This is a genomic window from Stenotrophomonas sp. SBJS02, assembly GCF_020428325.2.
Taxonomy (GTDB): domain Bacteria; phylum Pseudomonadota; class Gammaproteobacteria; order Xanthomonadales; family Xanthomonadaceae; genus Stenotrophomonas; species Stenotrophomonas africana.
Genome location: NZ_CP109812.1, coordinates 236,175 through 253,784, shown reverse-complemented (window position 1 = coordinate 253,784; position 17,610 = coordinate 236,175). Strand labels below are relative to the sequence as shown.

The 17,610-nt window shown below is 67.7% G+C and carries 13 protein-coding genes; 5 read left to right on the top strand and 8 right to left on the bottom strand.

Features of this window, described 5'->3' with window-relative positions:
* Positions 1-12: 12 nt before the first annotated feature.
* Positions 13-870 (top strand): EamA family transporter, encoded by an 858-nt coding sequence (locus tag FQS62_RS01135; protein ID WP_208043639.1) that lies wholly within the window; start codon positions 13-15, stop codon positions 868-870.
* Between the two features lie 112 nt (positions 871-982).
* Here FQS62_RS01135 and FQS62_RS01130 read toward each other — a convergent pair whose 3' ends face one another.
* From FQS62_RS01130 to FQS62_RS01120, 3 genes are all read right to left on the bottom strand, one after another.
* On the bottom strand, positions 983-2,428 hold the full coding sequence (locus FQS62_RS01130) for an ExeM/NucH family extracellular endonuclease (RefSeq protein ID WP_208042868.1): 1,446 nt from the start codon (positions 2,426-2,428) through the stop codon (positions 983-985).
* A gap of 264 nt (positions 2,429-2,692) precedes the next feature.
* Positions 2,693-3,211 (bottom strand): c-type cytochrome, encoded by a 519-nt coding sequence (locus FQS62_RS01125; protein ID WP_005407662.1) that lies wholly within the window; start codon positions 3,209-3,211, stop codon positions 2,693-2,695.
* A 205-nt stretch (positions 3,212-3,416) separates the two neighbouring features.
* On the bottom strand, positions 3,417-4,025 hold the full coding sequence (locus FQS62_RS01120; RefSeq protein WP_208042867.1) for a TetR/AcrR family transcriptional regulator: 609 nt from the start codon (positions 4,023-4,025) through the stop codon (positions 3,417-3,419).
* Positions 4,026-4,186: 161 nt separating this feature from the next.
* On the opposite strand from FQS62_RS01120, the gene FQS62_RS01115 reads away from it, so the two are divergent.
* The 3 genes from FQS62_RS01115 to FQS62_RS01105 are packed head-to-tail and all read left to right on the top strand — an operon-like array spanning position 4,187 to position 8,980.
* Positions 4,187-5,350 (top strand): isovaleryl-CoA dehydrogenase, encoded by a 1,164-nt coding sequence (locus FQS62_RS01115; RefSeq protein ID WP_057500055.1) that lies wholly within the window; start codon positions 4,187-4,189, stop codon positions 5,348-5,350.
* A 10-nt stretch (positions 5,351-5,360) separates the two neighbouring features.
* The gene (locus FQS62_RS01110) at positions 5,361-6,971 is read left to right on the top strand and encodes a carboxyl transferase domain-containing protein (protein WP_049448800.1); all 1,611 of its coding nucleotides are present in this window, start codon (positions 5,361-5,363) and stop codon (positions 6,969-6,971) included.
* A 26-nt stretch (positions 6,972-6,997) separates the two neighbouring features.
* Positions 6,998-8,980, top strand: a complete 1,983-nt coding sequence (locus tag FQS62_RS01105) for an acetyl-CoA carboxylase biotin carboxylase subunit (RefSeq protein WP_208042866.1) — start codon at positions 6,998-7,000, stop codon at positions 8,978-8,980.
* 19 nt (positions 8,981-8,999) lie between these two features.
* Here FQS62_RS01105 and FQS62_RS01100 read toward each other — a convergent pair whose 3' ends face one another.
* On the bottom strand, positions 9,000-10,166 hold the full coding sequence (locus FQS62_RS01100) for a putative peptide maturation dehydrogenase (RefSeq protein WP_049448796.1): 1,167 nt from the start codon (positions 10,164-10,166) through the stop codon (positions 9,000-9,002).
* A gap of 138 nt (positions 10,167-10,304) precedes the next feature.
* Between FQS62_RS01100 and FQS62_RS01095 the strand changes: the two genes are divergently transcribed.
* Entirely contained in the window at positions 10,305-10,601 is a 297-nt protein-coding gene (locus FQS62_RS01095; RefSeq protein ID WP_049448795.1) for an NHLP-related RiPP peptide, read from the top strand.
* 7 nt (positions 10,602-10,608) lie between these two features.
* Here the strand turns inward: FQS62_RS01095 and FQS62_RS01090 are convergent, their stop codons facing one another.
* The 4 genes from FQS62_RS01090 to aceB form a co-directional block, all read right to left on the bottom strand.
* Positions 10,609-13,107, bottom strand: a complete 2,499-nt coding sequence (locus tag FQS62_RS01090; protein WP_099589786.1) for a putative peptide modification system cyclase — start codon at positions 13,105-13,107, stop codon at positions 10,609-10,611.
* Between the two features lie 4 nt (positions 13,108-13,111).
* The gene (locus FQS62_RS01085; RefSeq protein WP_049448791.1) at positions 13,112-14,152 is read right to left on the bottom strand and encodes a GGDEF domain-containing protein; all 1,041 of its coding nucleotides are present in this window, start codon (positions 14,150-14,152) and stop codon (positions 13,112-13,114) included.
* 418 nt (positions 14,153-14,570) lie between these two features.
* Positions 14,571-15,872, bottom strand: a complete 1,302-nt coding sequence (gene aceA, locus FQS62_RS01080; protein WP_014035583.1) for an isocitrate lyase — start codon at positions 15,870-15,872, stop codon at positions 14,571-14,573.
* A gap of 64 nt (positions 15,873-15,936) precedes the next feature.
* Positions 15,937-17,574, bottom strand: a complete 1,638-nt coding sequence (gene aceB, locus FQS62_RS01075) for a malate synthase A (protein ID WP_154348332.1) — start codon at positions 17,572-17,574, stop codon at positions 15,937-15,939.
* Positions 17,575-17,610: the final 36 nt, after the last annotated feature.

Here is a 17,610-nt window from a genome sequence, read left to right as displayed (position 1 = left end):
TGTGCCCGCCCCATGCTCTACCTGTCTTTGGCCGTGATCTGCAGTGTGCTGGTTTCGGTGGTGTTGAAGGTGGCCGGACGCCGTCAGCTGGATGTTGCGCAGATGGTCACCTGGAACTATCTGGTGGCGGCAACGCTCACCGCCGTGGTACTGCAGCCGCCGCTGGACGCACTGCGCGCGCCGCATGCCCCGTGGCTGTCATTGCTGGCGCTGGCGGTGGTGCTGCCGTCGATCTTCCTGGTGCTGGGCCGCGCGGTGGCCGTGGCCGGCATCGTCCGCAGCGACGTGGCACAGCGGCTGTCGCTGCTGCTGTCATTGGCCGCCGCCTTCCTGTTCTTCGGCCAGACCGCCACGCCCTGGAAGCTGGCTGGGCTCGCCCTGGGCCTGCTGGCGATGGTGGCCATCAGCCTGCGCCCACGCGGGCCGGTGGTCGCGTCCTCGCCCGGTGGCTGGGGCTGGCTGCTGGGGGTATGGGCCGGGTTTGCGGTGGTGGACGTGCTGCTCAAGCAGGTGGCGCTGTCCGGCACGCCGTCGATGGCGGCGGTGCTGGCCAGCTTCAGCGTGGCCTTCGTGCTGATGCTGGTGCTGCAGCTGTGGCGGCATTTCAGTGGCCGCAGCCGGCTGGCCTGGCGCAACCTCGGTGCGGGTGCACTGCTGGGCCTGCTCAATGGCGGCAACATCCTCTTCTATGTGCACGCGCACCAGTCGATGCCGGACAGCCCGGCCACCGTGTTCGCCGGGATGAACATCGGCGTGGTGGTGCTGGGCGCGCTGGTGGGCGTGTTCGCCTTCGGCGAGGCCACCACGAAGTGGAACCGCGCCGGGCTGGCGCTGGCGGTGCTGGCGATCGGGTTGATCGCCTGGGGGTAAGCCCGGAACGATCCTGCCTTCTGTAGAGTCGAGCCATGCTCGACTGCTGTTGGCAGAGCAGTCGAGCATGGCTCGACTCTACAGAGAGCCGCCGGGCGTGGCCTGGCGAACCTTATCTGTCGAAACCCAGCAGCAGCGGGTCGTGGTCGGAGCTGCGCCACGGGCCCTGCACGTTGCGACCCTGGTAGCCGCTGGCGTCCTGCTCGTCGGCGTTGCTATGCCATTCGGCGGCACCGCGCAGGCGCTTGGCCATGCCCGGGCTCAGCAGCGCGTGGTCGAGGCGGCCGGTGTAGCCGTTGTAGACGTAGCTGTAGGGATGCTCGACCTTGGCCACCTTGAATGCATCCTGCCAGCCCAGGTCATGCAAGGCGCGGATCGGGTCTTCCATCGCATAGGCGTTGAAGTCACCCAGCAGCACGGCGTCCTTGGCTCCGGTACCGGTCGGGTCGGTCTGCAGCCAGGCATGCAGCTGCTGCGCCGAGGTCACGCGGGTCGCGTTCCAGCAGCCCTGGTTGTCGTTGCGGTCGGCGTCGGCACCGGCGGCGTCGCGGCAGCCCTTCGACTTGAAGTGGTTGGCGACCACCACGAACGGCGCACCCTGCTTGCCCTGGAAGGCCTGCGCCAGCGGCACGCGGCTGTGTTCGACGAACGGGCCACCGGTCAGCGTGGCCGGCTTGCCCAGCGGCTGCAGGCGGCTGCTGCGGTAGATGATGCCAACCCGGATCGGATTGTCGCCTGGGCCGTTGCCGGCATCGACGAGGCGCCAGTCGCCCTGCGCGCCACGGTCGCGGTTGAGTGCATCGACCAGTTCGGCGATGGCCGACTGCGGACCATAGCCATCGTTCTCCAGCTCCATCAGCGCGGCGACATCGGCGCCCAGCGCGTTGACCGTGGTGACCAGCTTGGCCACCTGCGCCTTGTGCTCGTCCAGGGTGCGCGCGCCGCGCAGGGTCGGGAAGCCACCGCCCTGGCCATCACCATTGAAGAAGTTCTCCAGGTTGAAGGCCGCCACGTGCAGGCTGCCCGGCACGGTCGGCACCGCCGGACGCTTCAGCTCCGGCAGCTTCAGCACGCCTTCGACCTGCAGGCGCGGACGGCCCTGTGCGTCCACGCGCACGATGCCCTCCACATTGCGCAGCTGCATGCCGGTGCGCAGCACCGGGTGGGCCGGCAGGTAGGCCACGCTGGCCGGGTCGCGGGCATCGCTGCCGTCGTCCAGCACCAGGCGGCGGCGCTGGTTGTCGGCCATCACCTGCTCGTAGCCGGCAGTACCCGGCGCGGCCACTTCGGTGGGCTGCCAGAGGCGGCCATCGAAGGCCACGGTGAGCTGGCCAAAGCTCTCAAGGCCGTCGGTACCGGCCAGGGTGAGCGGTGCGGCGATGCGCACGCGCTGGCCATCCAGCGCACGCCAGTCGGCCGGCGCGGCGGTCAGCACCACGGTGGCGCTGCTGCGCGCGGTGGAGGGCGACGCGACCGGTGCGGCCTGCGGCTGGGCCTGGGCAAAGGCGCCGGCCGGCAGCAGCAGGGACAGGGCAAGGGCGAGGGAACGGCGGCGCATCAACGGGCGACTCCATGGAAGAGGCGCACAGACTAACCCTGAAATGCGAAACCCCAGCGACGCGCGCGGTTTTGGCCTTGGCCGGCAAAGCCCCCGGCAGCGGACGGAGAACGACCGGGGCGATCGGGCGACGGGGGCGACCGGCGGGTAGAGTCGACTGTCAGTCGACTATCGCGCGCAGCGCGGGTTTTTCGGCGGCGTTGGGAAGAGCAGTCGACTGACAGTCGACTCTACCGGCGGTTCCGCGGTTTCGCCGTTCGCCGCCTACTTCAGGTTGCCCAGCATCCAGTCCACGGTGGCGTGGATCTGTTCCTCGGTCAGCGCCGGGTTGCCGCCCTTGGGTGGCATGATGCCGCCATCCGGGCCGGTGTAGCCCTCGATGGCGTGCTTGTAGAGGGTGTCCTTGCCCTGTGCGATGCGCTTGTCCCAGTGCGAATGGTCCAGCGTCGGCGCCATGCCCACACCGGTGGTGTGGCAGGCGGTGCACAGGTTGTCGAAGATGACCTTGCCGTCCTTGGTGCCACCGTAGGCCACCTGCGACGCGGCCTTGGCCAGCGCGGCGGCCTTGGCCGCTGCCTGCGCGGCGGCGCCGGTACTGCCGGCATAGACCGCACCGGTGGGCGAGATGCGCTGCTCGGTGCGCTTGGCCGCGGTCGGCGACACCTCGGGCGGAATCCGGGTGTGGATGTAGGCGGCAAGGAGGATGAGACCGAGGGTGATGGTCGCCAGCAGCGCGATCACCATGGAGAAGCGTTTCAGGAACTCCAGATCGTAATTCCGCACTCTTCGTTACCCCTGGCTGATAGTCGTTGGACCACGGCTGAGCGATTGCGTGATGAACCGAGTATAGAACGGGCTTTGCGTGCGACAACAGGCGTCACTGCTGGTGCGGCGCAGCATTCGGCCCCGGTAGTGCCGGCCGCTGGCCGGCATCTCCATCCCACCGGATAGATCATGCAGAAGCCGGCCAGCGGCCGGCTCTACCACGTTACCGGGCGCCGATCGCGCGCAGGCAGAAGCTGCAGATTGCGTCCACCAGCGCGTCCTCGTCGCGGTGTGCTTCGCGGCTGGGCGCGGTGGGACCGACCATCGCCTCGGTGAAGGCACCGACCAGGCAGGCGGCGGCCACATGCGCGTCCTGCGCCGGCAGCTCACCGGCCGCCACGCCCTCCTCCACCAGCCGCAGGAACACGTCGCCGAAGGCGCGACGACCGCGCATGCGCTCGGCTTCCACATCCGGGTCGACCGGTTCGACGATGAAGGCATGCGCCAGCCCCGGCCCGGCCAGGGCGCGGCGGACGAAGGCGGCGATCGCCAGCCGCAGGCGCTCACTGGCCACCTCCGGGCCACTGGCGATGCGCTCCATGATCGCGACCTCGTGGGCCACCGCAGCGTTGAGCACCTCCACGAACAGCTCGGCCTTGGACGGGAAGTGGCGGTAGATCAGGCCGGTGGACACCCCGGCCTGGGTCGCTACGGCCGTCACCGGGGCATTGCGCCAGCCGCCGGTGGCGACCAGCTCGCGAGTGGCCAGCAGGATCCGTTCACGGGCGCCCGCCAGGCGTTCTTCCATCAGTGCAGAGCGTTTATAGGCCATGTTTTGATTCTATTTTCAATTTTTGAATTTTTATTCACTTCTTGCCCGAACCCCGCTACGCTGGGGTCCAATCGCCCGTGCGGGCAGCGGTCCTGCAGACCGCCGCCCGCTCCCCCGCCGGGTGCGTCCATTTCCTGCCATCCCGCCGTGGAGCCACCACAATGCACGTGCCATCCCTGAACTTCGACCTTGGCGAAGACATCGACCTGCTGCGCCAGAGCGTGGCCCATTTTGCCGCCGCCGAGGTCGCACCGCTGGCCGCCGAGGCCGATGCCACCAACCAGTTCCCGCTGGCTCTGTGGCCGAAGCTGGGCGAACAGGGCCTGCTCGGCCTCACCGTGGAGGAAGAATACGGTGGTACCGGCATGGGCTACCTGGCCCACGTGGTGGCGATGGAAGAAATCTCGCGCGCTTCCGGTGGCATCGGCCTGTCCTATGGCGCGCACTCCAACCTGTGCGTGAACCAGCTGCGCAAGAACGGCAACGAAGAACAGAAGCAGCGCTTCCTGCCCGGCCTCTGCAATGGCAGCCTGGTCGGCGCGCTGGCGATGAGCGAACCGGGTGCCGGTTCGGACGTGGTGTCGATGAAGCTGCGCGCCGACAAGCGCGGCGACCGCTACGTGCTCAACGGCAACAAGATGTGGATCACCAACGGCCCGGACGCCGACGTGCTGGTGGTCTATGCCAAGACCGACATGGAGGCCGGCGCCAAGGGCATCACCGCGTTCCTGGTCGAGAAGGGCATGAAGGGCTTTTCCACCGCGCAGAAGCTGGACAAGCTGGGCATGCGCTCCTCGCCCACCTGCGAACTGGTGTTCCAGGACTGCGAAGTGCCGGAGGAAAACGTGCTGGGCCAGGTCGGCGGTGGCGTGCGCGTGCTGATGTCCGGCCTGGACTATGAGCGCGTGGTGCTGTCCGGTGGCCCGCTGGGCCTGATGGCCGCGGCCATGGACGTGGTGATGCCGTACGTGCACGAGCGCCACCAGTTCGGTGAAGCGATCGGCAGCTTCCAGCTGATCCAGGCCAAGATCGCCGACATGTACGTGGGCCTGGGCGCCTGCCGTGCGTATGTCTATGCCGTGGCGCGCGCCTGCGACCAGGGCCGCACCACCCGCCAGGACGCCGCCGGTGCCATCCTGTACGCCGCCGAGAAGGCCACCTGGCTGACCGGCCAGGCGATCCAGATCCTGGGTGGCAACGGCTACATCAACGAATATCCGACCGGCCGTTTGTGGCGCGACGCCAAGCTGTATGAAATCGGCGCCGGCACCTCGGAGATCCGCCGCATGCTGATCGGCCGCGAACTGTTCCAGCGCACCCTGTAAGGCTACCGCGATGACCGTCCTGAACAGCCAGCTGCAACCGGGCAGCGAAACGTTTGAAAGCAACCGCGCGGCCATGCAGGCCGTGGTTGATGACCTGCACGCCACGCTTGCCCGCACTGCACTGGGCGGCAACGAGGCGGCACGCGCCAAGCACACCGCGCGCGGCAAGCTGCTGGTGCGCGACCGCATCGACGCCCTGCTCGACCCCGGCAGCGCCTTTCTGGAAATCGCGCCGTTGGCCGCGCATGGCATGTACGAAGACGCCGTGCCTGCCGCGGGCGTGGTGGCCGGCATCGGCCGCGTCAGCGGCGTGGAATGCGTGATCGTAGCCAACGACGCCACGGTCAAGGGCGGCACCTACTATCCGATGACGGTGAAGAAGCACCTGCGCGCGCAGGAGATTGCCGAGCAGAACCATCTTCCGTGCATCTACCTGGTCGATTCCGGTGGCGCGTTCCTGCCGTTGCAGGACGAAGTCTTCCCCGACCGCGACCATTTCGGCCGCATCTTCTACAACCAGGCCAATCTGTCCGCGCAGGGCATTCCGCAGATCGCCTGCGTGATGGGCAGCTGCACCGCCGGTGGCGCCTACGTGCCGGCGATGAGCGACGAGACGGTGATCGTGCGCGAGCAGGGCACGATCTTCCTCGGCGGCCCGCCGCTGGTGAAGGCGGCCACCGGTGAAGTGGTGACGGCCGAGGAGCTGGGCGGCGCCGATGTGCACACCCGCATCTCCGGCGTGGCCGACCATATGGCCGACAACGATCTGCAGGCACTGGCACGGGTGCGCGCGATCATCGCGCAGTTGAACTGGCGCAAGCCGGAGCCGGCGATGGCGGTGCAGCCTTCCGAAGAACCGCTGCTGCCGGCGCATGAGTTGTACGGGGTGATCCCCGCCGATACGCGCAAGCCCTACGACGTGCGCGAAGTGATCGCGCGGCTGGTCGATGGCTCGCGCTTCGATGAGTTCAAGCCGCGCTACGGCGCAACGCTGGTGACCGGCTTCGCGCATCTGAACGGCTACCCGATCGGCATCATCGCCAACAACGGCATCCTGTTCTCCGAGTCGGCACTGAAGGGCGCGCACTTCATCGAGCTGTGCACCCAGCGCAACATCCCGCTGGTATTCCTGCAGAACATCACCGGCTTCATGGTCGGCCGCAAGTACGAACAGGGCGGCATCGCAAAGGACGGCGCCAAGCTGGTGATGGCCGTGGCCTGTGCCAAGGTGCCCAAGTTCACCGTGGTGATCGGCGGCTCGTTCGGTGCCGGCAATTACGGCATGTGCGGCCGCGCCTATTCGCCCAACTTCCTGTGGATGTGGCCGAACGCGCGCATCGGCGTGATGGGTGGCGAGCAGGCCGCCAGCGTGCTCGCCACGGTCAAGCGCGATGGCATCGAGGCCAAGGGCGGCCAGTGGCCGGCGGCGGAGGAAGATGCGTTCAAGGCGCCGATCCGCGACCAGTTCGAGCAGCAGGGCCACCCGTACTACGCCAGCGCACGCCTGTGGGACGACGGCGTGATCGATCCGGCCGACACCCGCCGGGTGCTGGCCTTGGCGCTGTCGGCCAGCCTCAATGCCGCCCCGCAGCAGACGCGCTTCGGCGTGTTCCGCATGTAACCCGTGCCATGACCGAGCCTGTTGCCATGTTCACCAAAGTCCTGATCGCCAACCGCGGCGAAATCGCCTGCCGCGTCATCGCCACCTGCCGCCGCCTCGGCATCGCCACCGTGGCGGTGTATTCCGATGCAGACCGCAACGCACGCCATGTGCGCCTTGCCGACGAAGCCCTCCACATTGGTCCGGCCGCTGCGCGTGAGAGCTACCTGCGCGGCGACGCCCTGCTCGACGCCGCACGCCTGACCGGCGCGCAGGCCATCCACCCCGGTTACGGCTTCCTGTCCGAGAACGCCGACTTCGCCGATGCCTGTGCTGCGGCCGGCATCACCTTCATCGGGCCGCCGGCCAGCGCCATCCGCGCGATGGGCGACAAGAGCGCGGCCAAGGCGCTGATGGCCAAGGCCGGTGTGCCGCTGACCCCGGGCTACCACGGCGACCAGCAGGCACCGGACTTCCTGCGCGTGCAGGCTGACGGCATCGGCTACCCGGTGCTGATCAAGGCCAGTGCCGGCGGCGGTGGCAAGGGCATGCGCAAGGTCGAGCGCAGCGAGGACTTCGTCGATGCGCTGGCCAGCTGCCAGCGCGAGGCGGCCTCGGCATTCGGCAACGACCACGTGCTGGTCGAGAAGTACGTCGAGCGCCCGCGCCATATCGAGATCCAGGTATTTGGCGACAGCCACGGTGAGGCGGTCTACCTGTTCGAGCGCGACTGCTCGGTGCAGCGCCGCCACCAGAAGGTGCTGGAAGAAGCGCCGGCACCGGGCATGAGTGCGGAACGTCGTGCTGCGATGGGCAAGGCCGCGGTCGATGCCGCGCGTGCGGTGGGCTACGTCGGTGCCGGCACGGTGGAATTCATCGCCGGCCCGGATGGCGATTTCTACTTCATGGAAATGAACACCCGCCTGCAGGTCGAACACCCGGTGACCGAGTACATCACCGGTACCGATCTGGTGGAGTGGCAGCTGCGCGTGGCCTCGGGCCAGCCGCTGCCGCTGCGCCAGGAAGAGCTGGCGATTCACGGTCATGCCATCGAAGCACGCCTGTACGCCGAAGATGCCGACCGCGGCTTCCTGCCGTCCACCGGCACCCTGCGCCGCCTGCGCCTGCCCACGCCGTCGGCCCATGTGCGCGTGGATACCGGCGTGGAGGAAGGCGACAGCATCACGCCGTACTACGATCCGATGATTGCCAAGCTGATCGTCTGGGACGTGGACCGCGACGCCGCACTGCGCCGCATGAACCAGGCCCTGGCCGACTGCCAGGTGGTGGGCGTGACCACCAATGCCGGCTTCCTGCGCCGGCTGGTGAACACCGATTCGTTCGCGCACGCCAAGCTGGATACCGCGCTGATCGAACGCGAACAGGCGGCGTTGAGTGCGGTGGGCGACACGGATGATGCTCTGTGGCAGCTGGCCGCCATGGCCGCGGTTGCAAGCACTGCCGGTGCCAGCACCGACGCGCGCGACCCGCATTCGCCGTGGCAGGCCCAGGACGGCTGGCGCCTTGGCGCATCGGCACCGCGCCTGCTGCCGCTGCAGCAGGGCGAACGCAAGCACACGCTGAAAGTATGGGCACAGGCCGATGGCTGGCGCGTGCAGCGCGATGACGCCGCACCGGTGCAGGTGATCGGCACGGCCGATGCGCAGCGCTTGTCAGTGCAGTTGGATGGCCGTCGCTGGTCACTGCAGCAGCTGCGCGAAGGCGATCAGCTGTATCTGTTCGGCGCCGATGGCCAGCACCGCTTCACCCTGCATGATCCGGTGGGCGAATCGGACCACGCCGTGGCCGATGCCGGCAGCCTGCTGGCGCCGATGCCGGGCAAGATCGTCGCGACACTGGTCGCGGCCGGCACCGAGGTCAAGCGCGGCACGCCGCTGGTGGTGCTGGAAGCGATGAAGATGGAGCACACGCTGCAGGCACCGGCGGACGGCACGGTGAAGGGTTACCGCGCCAAGGCCGGCGACCAGGTGGGTGATGGTGCGGTGCTGGTGGACTTCGAAGCGGCGTGAACGCCGGGGCGGCGACCGCTCAGCGGTCGTCGCCCGCCACCACCCGGCCAGCGGGATCGAATTCGGCCGTGTCCAGCGTGGCACTGCGCCAGCCCAGGCCGCAGATGGCCATCGCGCTCTGTCCGATGCCGTCGAAACCGAAGGCGCGATCGACATCGGCATCGTTGATGGCTGCGGTGACGAATGCCGCCAGGCCACGCTCGGTCGCGCACAGGTACAGCAGCTGCGAGATGTGGCCGACATCCAGCGTCACCGCACGATATGCCTTGGCGTGGTTGCGGTACTTCCAGAAGCAGCGGTCGTACCGCGGTGCGAGCACCAGCAGCGCCGGTGCATCGGCGAACCACTCCTGACCGGACAGCATCCGCCGTGCCAGCGCAGGCAATGCATCAGCCGGCGGCGAAGGCAACGGCAGTACCGCGTGCTGCACGGGGTGGTAGTGGTACAGCCCCGGTACCAGCCCTTCCACGTTCTGTACCAGCAGGAAACCTTCGGTAGGATGCAGGCCGCCACCGGAGGGCACGTTCTTCTTCAGGAACTCGGTATCACGCTCGACCTTCTGCACCGCGTGGGCCATCAGCGTGCGCTGCAGCACCTGGGCCAGCAGCGGCAATGGCAGCGCACGCTGCGGGTCGAAATTGCGGCAGGTCGTGCGCTGCGCCAGCAGCGCGTCGAACGCAGCCTCTTCGCTGCGCGGCAACGGCTGGTAGTCGCCCTGCATCGGCTGCACCACCGGCGGCGGCGGTCCCAGCCGCTGGCGCAGGCCGGCAGCGGTATCCAGACCCTGCCGGCGCATGTCCTCCACGCTGTCCACGGCCTGCCAGCGCGCATGGCGATGAGCCAGTGCAGCCAACGGCCACCATTGACTGCGCCGCAATGCCTCATCACGCATCTGGTGCCCGACCTCATCCGGCGGGTCGGTCAGCAGCAGCCCCTGCTCGACCAGGCGCGCCAGCATCGCCGGAGAGGTGCCGGCCGGCGGTTCGCTCCAGCGATGCGCGCTGAGCTCGCCCAGCAACTGGCGCTCCTCGGCGTCCACCGGCAGGGGTTGGTCCAGGTGGGCGGCCAAGGCCACCCAGCTGATCTGGCTGTCCATCTCGGCGTGGCCGGCCAGCATCGCGCGCAGGTCCAGGGTGACCGACTCGCGGGGCTCGAACATCAGGCTGGCGCAGCGGCGCAGGCGCATGGGTTTCCTTCCTCCTGCCGCACAACCGGCATAGCAGCAACGACCGCGGCGCGGCCAACTTTAGCGACAGGCACGCCACCGCCCTCAATGGCAGGCCGTGGCGGCCGATACGAGAAACTCAACCTACGGACGATCCCCATGAGCACCCATCCCCGCCTTTCCGCCGAAGACGCCAGCACCCTGCTGGACCACCTCATCGGCAACGACGACTTCCGCAACCACTTCACCGCATCGCCGGGCAAGGCCCTGGCCTCGATCGGGCTGGACGGTGCCGTTGGCGAGAACGACTGCATGAAGATCGGCACCCTGGCTTCGGTCGAGGAGCTGCGCCGCACCCGCGATTCGCTGCATGCGTACCTGAGTACCTCGACTGCCTCGATGACGGTGGTGTTCTGCTTCGAAGCCGACCGGATCGACGAGCGCGTCAACGCCTGAGTCCGCATCAGCGCGACACCCGCACCGACACCGCCTCCGTGGCGATGTCGTGCACATTGAGGGGCTGCCAGATCTGCATGGACGCCACCTCGGCAATGGCCTGACCGTGGTGCCGGGCCAGCCAGGCCTGCTCGCGGCGCACACCGGCAGCGTCCTGCTCGGCACGCAGTGCCTGCAGCAGCACAACATGGGCCTGCACCGGTTCGCTGCCATCAAACGTGGGCTCGAGCAGATGGCGTGCCGCTTGCGGACGCTGTTGCGCCAGTTCGGCCATCGCCAGCACGACCCGGCGCCACTTGGCGACCACAGGGCTGCGCTGCCGCTCCAGCAGTTCGCCATGGTCCCGCAGCCACTCTGCGGCCAGCGCATGCTGGCCCTGGCGCTGGGCCAGATAGGTCAGGGCCAGCAGCTGCAGACTGCGGCTGCCCACGGCGGAGTCGTCGTTCTTCCGCAGCAGCGGCCGCAGAACGGTGGCGATGGATTCAAGCTCCTTCGCATCGCCGGCCGTGCACAGCGTGGTCACGGTAGCGTGTTGCAGGCGTTGATGGATCTGGTAGTCGATCAGGTCCGGCGGCGGACCATCCGCAGCAATCGCGGCATGCAGGCCGCTGCAATCACGCTGCTCCGCAGCCACCAGCAGGTGGGCCCGCAGACGCATGCGCTGCTGCAGGTCGTCCCCCCGCGGCAACCGCATCAACAGCTGCTGCGCCTGTGCGTCCAGGCCCTGCGCAACCAGCACGTCCACATCCAGATCGTCGGCCTCGTCATTGCCGCGCAGCATCTGTGCCTGATGCAAGGTGCGCATTGCCTGCTGCGGCTGGCCGAGGCCCAACTGTGCCCGCGCCAGATGGATCATCGGATACAGCCGCAGCGGGTCCTGGGGCACCATCGCGGCACGCGCATAGGGCTCGGACTCGGTGAAGCGATTGTCCTGCAGCAGCCCCCAGGAAGTGTTGGACAGCCCCGCAAACGAATCCGGATAGATCTTGGCCAGTGCACGCCACTGTTCCAGCGGCCAGCCACCGGGTTCCAGTTCGGCCTGCCAACCCTTCAGGTACAGGCGCTCACGCGCGGGCAGGCGCTGCTGCTGGGCCAGCGCGTGCTCCAGCGCGTCACGCGCCTCCGCAACCTGCGCGGTGCGGGCCAGCAGTTTGGCCACGCCCATGTAGGCCAGGGCGAAACCAGGATCGATATCGATCGCCGCCTGGTAGAGGTTGCGTGCTTCCTCGAAGCGACGCTGGCCCAGTGCGCTTTCGGCCAGGGCAAACGCACGCAGTGCGCGCAGGTCCTGGGTCGATGCCCGTGGCAGCGGCAACGACTGTTCCAGGCTCGCCACCGACTCACCCAAGCCACGTCGCAGGCGTCCGACCACGTCGTCCACCGCGAACACCATCTGATCGGATCGATCCGCGGTGGCGGTGAACGTCTGGATCACCTGGCCGCTGCCCGGCGCTGCGACGTCGATGGCCAGCTCGTAGCCACCGATCTTCTGCCGCACGGTCGGCAACAGCACGGCGCGGGCGCCTTCACGCACCGCCACGTCGACGGCGGTATCCCGGTTCAGCCGGGTATCGCCCGAGAGCCGCGCCATTTCCAGGCTCTCGCGGATCTTGCCCTCGGACAGCACGTTCACGTAGCGCGACTGCTCCAGCGCGATCCGGATCGCGTGCCGCATCGAGTCGTCGAAGATCGGATCACCGGTGAGATTGTCGACGTCCCCCAGCACCACCCAGTCGCGCTCGGCAAACGCAATCGCCGGTTCCGGGCGCAGCAGCAGCCAACCGCCCAGCACCGCCACCGTCAGCACCAGGCCTTCAGCGGCCAGCACCCACGGCTGCCGCCACAGTGGCAGGTCGCGGCGCGCCTTGGCATTGGCGCGCGGCATGCGCAGCGGTGCGGAGCCGATCTCGCCTACTTCGATCACTTCCTGCACCACCGGCACGCCCTTGAAGCGCCAGCGTCCGTGCGACTTCCACAGCAGGCGCGTGCCGCGCTCACCCAACGCATCGGCGGCGCGGTGGGTCAGTGATTCGGCAACGGCGGACAACAGGATCTGGCCGGGGCGGGCCAGCGTCATCAGGCGCGCCGCCATCGGCTTGGCCAGACCTTCCACTTCCATCGACTTGGCGCCAACGCGAACCGCCTCGGCACTGTTTTCCCAGGTCAGCACGTCACCCACATGCAGGCCGGCACGCGCACGCAGTTCAATCGCACGCTGCTGGCCAAGCGCATGCAGCTCGCGCTGGTAGTCCAAGGCGAAGCCCAATGCATCGATGGCGCGCTCGAACAGCATGAACAGGCCGTCGGAGCGATCGATCAGCTGGCCATTCCAGCGGTGCTGCAGCACCAGCACCAGGCGGTCGTGTTCCTGGAACAGGCTCGCCGCCGCCATGTCGCCGATGCGCTCGACCAGCTGCAACGAATCACACAGATCAGTGAACAGCAGGGCGCGTAGCTGTGGGCTATGCGGGGCTGACGTTCCGTTGTCGCCATTCATCGCCTGCATCTCCCTATTGGTCGTCCGGATCATCCACCCAGCGCAGGCAGTTGCCGCCATCGCGCTTGGCCTGGTACAGCGCGCGATCCGCGCTGGCGTACCACTCGCTCCAGCCGGCCTCGGGTGCCAACAGGCTGGCACCGATGCTGACCAGGCTGACATGCGGCGTGCCATGACTGCGTTCGAGCAGGCCATGTACCGCGCTGAGGATGAACTCGGCCGCGTGCTGCACGATCTCATGGTTGCCACGGCGCAGGATCAGGCAGAACTCATCGCCGCCGAGGCGGCACGCCAGGTCCTGCTCACCGGCCATCGAGCGCAGGATGTTGCCCATGCTCTGCAGCACGCGATCACCAGCCTGGTGTCCGTGGCGATCATTGATCTGCTTGAAGCGATCGCAGTCGATCAGCAGCAGTGCCTGCGGCAACCCGCCGCCGTCGGCGCGGCATTCCTGCAGGTACAGGGTCAGGCCACGGCGGTTGTGCAGCCCGGTCAGTTCATCGGTACGCACCAGCTCACGGGTGTGGGTCAGTTGATGGGTGGTGATGTACAGATTGTCCAGCGCGGTTTCCAGATCATGGTTGCGCCGGCGCAACTGGCTGATCAGGGCCTGCTCGTTGGTCAGCACGCGCATGATCGTGCGGCGCAGGAAGTAGGCGACCAGGCCGGGATCGGATTCCACCAGGCGATGGAAATCGGCCGGGCCCAGCTCCAGTACTTCGCAGTCGACCAGCGCGCGCGCGCTGGCGCTGCGCAGGTGATCGCCGACCAGCAGGCCAAGCTCGCCGAAGAACTCATGCTGGCCGAGCGTCTTGATCACCAGGTCCTCGCCGAAATCCAGTTCGATCTGGCCTTCGAGGATCACATACATCCGTTCGCCGCGATGGCCACGCTGGAACAACCACTGTCCGGCATGAAGCTTGCATGGGCGGGCGAATCTGGCGAACAATGCAACCTCGGCAGCGGAAAGCAGCGCGTGCACGATCTCGGCCATCGCCACCCGGGCGATACCTGACGTCACATCACTGTTCTCGGCCGCACCCCTGCCGGTCATTCCCTGCACCCGCCGCCAGCGTCCCCTGGTGAGCCGCGGAGCATAGCACCGGTTTAAAGTGTGCGTCCTATCTCATTTTTAATGCCCAAACGATCTTGCCTGATGTGAAGATGCGTGGTGGCCGTTCTGGTCACGGGTGTCCGGGCAAAAATGCTGCTGGATCAATCCGATGGCGGTTTTCACAGGATTCTGGCCAAGTTGCCGCGGACAGGGGTGCGCCTGATTGACGCTGCCTGCTGGCCGCGCCTTTGCATCGATACAACAACGCCGGCAGGTCCCCCGACCGGCCGGCGTTGTCTGGCCCTTCCCTGGCCACCCTGATCGGATTGCGGCGCTTCGGTAGAGCCGGCCGCTGGCCGGTTTCCCTGCAGTGCCCGCAGGATCACGTGGTTGCCGGCCAGAGGCCGGCACTACCGCATCACGCAGCGCGTTCGCTGCGCCCGCCATGGAACTGTTCTTCCTCGGTGGAGCCGGTCAGCGCGGTGGTCGACGACTGGCCCTGCTGGATCGCCTGGGTCACCGCGTCGAAGTAGCCGGTACCGACCTCACGCTGGTGCTTGACCGCGGTGAAGCCACGCTCGGCCGCTTCGAACTCGGCTTCCTGCAGTTCCACGAACGCGCTCATCTGGCGGCGTGCGTAGCCGTGGGCCAGATTGAACATGCCGTAGTTCAGCGCATGGAAGCCGGCCAGGGTGATGAACTGGAACTTGTAGCCGTAGCTGCCCAGCTCACGCTGGAACTTCGCAATGGTGGCGTCATCCAGGTTCTTCTTCCAGTTGAAGCTGGGCGAGCAGTTGTAGGCCAGCAGCTTGCCCGGGAACTTCGCATGGATTGCCTCGGCGAACCTGCGTGCGAATTCCAGATCCGGCTTGCCGGTCTCGCACCACACCAGGTCGGCATACGGGGCATAGGCCAGGCCACGGCTGATCGCCTGGTCCAGGCCATTGCGGGTCTTGTAGAAGCCCTCGACGGTGCGCTCGCCGGTGGCGAACGGCTTGTCGTTGCCGTCGATGTCGCTGGTCAGCAGATCGGCGGCTTCGGCATCGGTGCGCGCCACCAGCAGGGTCGGCACGCCCAGCACGTCGGCAGCCAGGCGCGCGGCGTTGAGCTTCTCGATCGCCTCGCGGGTCGGCACCAGCACCTTGCCACCCATGTGGCCGCACTTCTTCACCGAGGCCAGCTGGTCTTCGAAGTGCACGCCGGCAGCGCCGGCTTCGATCATCGCCTTCATCAGTTCGAACGCGTTGAGCACGCCGCCGAATCCGGCCTCGGCATCGGCCACGATCGGCTGCAGGAAGTCGATGTCATCCTTGCCTTCGGCGTGGTGCAGCTGGTCGGCGCGCAGCAGCGTGTTGTTGATGCGCTTGACCACTGCCGGCACCGAATCGGCCGGGTACAGCGACTGGTCCGGATACATCTGCCCGGCCAGGTTGGCGTCGGCCGCCACCTGCCAACCGGACAGGTAGATCGCCTTCAGGCCGGCCTTGACCTGCTGCATGGCCTGGTTGCCGGTCAGTGCACCCAGCGCGTTGACGAACTCGCGCTCATGCAGCGAGGCCCACAGCTTTTCCGCACCCAAGCGGGCCAGTGAATGCTCGATGTGGACGGTGCCGCGCAGGCGCACCACGTCGGCTGCGCTGTAGTTGCGCTGGATGCCTTCCCAACGCGGGTTGGTATCCCAGTCGTGCTGGATCTGTTCGGCAGTGGGCAGCTTGCTCATGTCTTTCTCCAGTTCGGTTCGTGCGTGCAGCGGGGAGGGAAACGGCGGGTTTGCGGGCAGTCGGTCAGTCGATGCGCGCGTAGGCCGGCAGGGTCAGGAAATCGGTCAGTTCTTCGCTGCGGCTCAGTTCGCCGAGCAGGGTGATGGCCTCGCCGATGCGTGCACCACCGGGCAGTGCGCTGGTGTCGCCCAGGCGCGCTGGCAGCTGTGCCAGGGTGGAATCCAGCAGCGCCAGATCGATCGCAGTGCCATCGTCCAGCTGCTGGCCCGGCGTATGCAGCCACTGCCACAGCTGGCTGCGGCTGATCTCGGCGGTGGCCGCGTCCTCCATCAGGTGATGGATCGGCACGCAGCCGTTGCCATCCAGCCACGCCGCCAGATAGCGCACGCAGACTTCCACGTTGCCCTCGAAGCCGGCGCGGGTGATGGTGCCCGGCGGCCGCGCGATCAGTTCGTCGCGGCCGACGTGCACATCCTGGCGCAGCACGCTGTGCTGGTTCGCACCGGGCATGTGTTCATCGAAGATCGCCATCGCCACCGGAATCAGCGCCGGATGCGCAACCCAGGTGCCGTCATGGCCGGCGGTGACTTCGCGCAGCTTGTCGGCGCGCACCCGGGCCATCGCCTGTTCGTTGGCGGCGGCATCGTTGTTGATCGGAATCTGCGCGGCCATGCCGCCCATCGCATGCGCACCGCGGCGGTGGCAGGTCTGGATCAGCAGTTCCGAATAGGCCTTCAGGAACGGCTGGGTCATGGTCACCTGGCCGCGTTCGGGCAGCACGCGGTCGGCGTGGCGGCGGAAGGTCTTCAGGTACGAGAAGATGTAATCCCAGCGCCCGCAGTTCAGGCCGACGATGCGGTCACGCAGCGCGTGCAGGATCTCGTCCATCTCGAACACCGCCGGCAGCGTTTCGATCAGCACGGTCACCTTGATCTGGCCGTGCGGCAGGCCGAGCATGCCTTCGATGTGCGACAGCGCGGTCTCCCACAGCGCAGCCTCTTCCATGCTCTGCAGCTTGGGCAGGTAGAAGTACGGGCCACGGTCCTTCGCCTGCAGGCTGCGGGCGTTGTGGAAGGCGAACACCGCCGCATCGAACAGGCCGCCGGCGATGAACTGGCCATCGATGCGCACGTGCTTCTCGTCCAGGTGCCAGCCACGCGGGCGCACGATCAGCACCGCCTGTTCGTCGTACGGGCGCAGGGTGTAGTGCTTGCCGGCCTTCCCGTTGGATGCCGGCGTGGTGTACTCGAGGTCGCCGCGCACCGCCGCCGCCAGCGACTGCTGGCCGGCCAGCAGGTTGCGCCAGGTCGGCGAGGTCGAATCCTCGAAGTCGGCCATGAACACCTTGGCGCCGGAGTTCAGCGCGTTGATGACCATCTTCGGGTCGGTCGGGCCAGTGATCTCGACGCGGCGGTCCTGCAGCGCGGCCGGCAGCGGTGCAACGCGCCAGTCGCCGCTGCGGATGGCGGCGGTGTCTTCGCGGAAGTCCGGCAGGCCGCCCTGGTCGAAGAACGCCTGACGCTCGCGACGGGCCTGCAGCCGTGCCTGCCGGCCCGGTTCCACCGCGCGGTGCAGCGACACCAGCAGAGCCAGCAGCGCCGCCGGCAGCACGGCGTCCTGGCCAGCCACGCGGGTCGCCAGGGCGATACCGGGGGTAGCCTTGGCGGCGGGGGTGGGAACAGCGGAAGCGACGGCGGACATGGGGCGACTCCAGCGGTGGGGGAACGAGTCCACGGT